Below are 2,215 nucleotides of genomic sequence, written 5' to 3' on the forward strand. Positions count from 1 at the left end.
CCCCCGGAACGCACCACCGCGGATCCGCCGCAGACCCCGCCGGTCCCCCAGCTCCGCCAGCACCTCCCGCACCACCGGGGCCACCCCGTGCGGCAGCAGGTCCGAGCCGCGCCGCACCAGCCACGGCACACCGCGGAACACCAACCATCCCGCGTGGTGCCAGGCCGTGATCCGGGCACCTCCGGAACACCGCAGCGCCACCGGCTCCACCAGCAGCCCCGCGGCCGCCAGCTGCTCCCCCATCGCCCGCGCCAGCAACCGGTGCCCGAACTCGGAGGGGTGCAGCCGGTCCACCGACCACGCGTCCAGCTCGTAGGCGCCGGGCAGCGCGTCCAGGTCCACGCACCGCGCCCCGTGCCGGGCCAGCACCTCGTCGAGCACCGCGTTCACCTGCTCGATCCGCTTGCGCAGCGCGCGGTGCAGCGGAGCAGGCAGCCGGAACACCCTCCCGTGGTCGTGGTAGCGCGCGGCCACCACCACCGCACCGGCGCGGGTCAGCTCGCCCACCACCGCGTCCAGCCGCCGCCGCAGCGGGGCCGGGTCGAAGTCGGACCGCAGCGTGTCGTTCATGCCGACCACCAGCACCGCCGCGTCCGGCCGCAGCCGCAGCGCCGCGGGCAGCTGCACCTCGTGCACGTCGCGCACCCGCGCGCCCGAAGCGGACAGGTTCGCGTACCGGATCCGGGCGGGGCCGCCGCAGGCGTCCGCGAGCATCCGGGCGAAGCCGCGCCAACCGCCCGGGACCCGGTCGCCCATGCCGACGGTGGTCGAATCGCCGAGCGCCACCAGGGCGCGCACCGGCCGGGTTCTCGGCTCGCTCACCCGCACACCTTCACCGGCGCGGGCTCACCGGCGGTGAGGAATCGGTGGCCGGGCGGAGACGTCTCGGCGAACTGTCGGGCCGGTCAGCCGCTGGTGGGCCGCTCCGCGCGCCACTCGTCGTGCCTGCTGGTCAACGCCGCCCACAACCGGTTCAGCGGGTGGTCCGCGTCGTGCTGCCCGAGTTCGCCCGCCCTGGCGAACGCGCCGACCAGCACCTCCAGCCGCGGTTCCAGGTCGCCGAGCACGTCGAGGATCCGCAGGCCGCGGCCGTCCGGCAGCCTGCCGTCCGCGGCGGCCTCCGCGACGCCACGGGTGACCAGCATGCAGCCGTGCAGCAGCCCGGAGCTGAGCAGTTCCAGCCCGTAGCGCACGTCGTCGACCTCGGCGGCCACGTTCAGCACGCCCCGGTAGTCGGCGCCGTACCAGCCGCGCAGGAACTCGGCGACCAGCCCGCTGCCCGCGACGATCAGCGGCAGCCGGGGCAGCGCGGCGGCGCGCACCGCGGGGCCGGGGACCAGCCTGCGGTCCAGGTTGGTGACGAGGGTGAGCCCGCTGCGCCGCCACTCCAGCACGTCGAGGCCCGCCGGATTCGCGCCGACGTGGGTGAGCGTGCTGCCGCAGACCAGGTCGACCTCGTTGGCGCGCAACGCTTCCAGCAGGTTGCGGGTGCGCAGGTGCACCACCTTGAGGTCGATGCCGTCGGCGCGGAACCCGGCGGCGACCCGTTCCACGGCGGGCGTGAGGAAGCCGAGGGTGAACCGGGTGGTGCCGACCCGCAGCGAACCGCCGACGCGGCGCCGGGAGTCGGTGACGACGTCCAGCCAGTCGTCGAGGGTGTCCCGCGCGCGTTCGACCAGCGCTTCGCCGGTGCCGGTGAACAGCGCGCTCTTCCCCCTGCCCTGCTTGAGCACCAACGGTTCGCCGCACAGTTCCCGGAAGTTCCGGTTCAGCGTGTCCAGCTGCTTCTGCACGCTGGACTGCTCGCGTCCGAGCAGCCGGGCCGCGGCCAGCGCGGTGCCCGCCTCGTGCACCACCACCAGGGTCCGCAGCTGGTCCAGCGTCGTGTCCAGGAGTGCTTGCGGGGCGCGCACCCGCCGGTGTTCGGCTTCGGCGAGCGCGATCTCGGAGGCTCCGGGCAACGTCAGGTGTCCTTCCACATGTGCGGTACCGCCCGCTCCGCGGCGCGGGCGGGCTGCGACCACCACGCGCGGGCGGCTGACGACCCTCCCCTGGGTGAGTCTATCCCCGCGAACTGATCTCGACTGCAGGCCACATGTTCCTGCGGTTCGTCGGTCGTTCCGGTGGAAGCGGCGGCGGCGCTCGTGCCACTCTGGTCCCAGCGGCGCCGAGGGGGGCGCCGCGAGGCATCCGGGGGGTCGGATGGCCTGGGGGT

At 74.9% G+C, this 2,215-nt stretch carries 2 protein-coding genes; both read right to left on the reverse strand.

The features are described 5' to 3' along the window. Positions 1-822 (reverse strand): SGNH/GDSL hydrolase family protein (locus tag LCD33_RS28505; protein WP_224978497.1); only part of this gene is annotated, 822 nt, incomplete at its 3' end. Positions 823-905: 83 nt separating this feature from the next. After that, the gene (locus tag LCD33_RS28510) at positions 906-1,961 is read right to left on the reverse strand and encodes a LysR family transcriptional regulator (RefSeq protein WP_224963295.1); all 1,056 of its coding nucleotides are present in this window, start codon (positions 1,959-1,961) and stop codon (positions 906-908) included. Positions 1,962-2,215: the final 254 nt, after the last annotated feature.

This window comes from Saccharopolyspora sp. 7B, assembly GCF_020177435.1.
GTDB classification, from domain to species: Bacteria; Actinomycetota; Actinomycetes; order Mycobacteriales; family Pseudonocardiaceae; genus Saccharopolyspora_C; species Saccharopolyspora_C gregorii.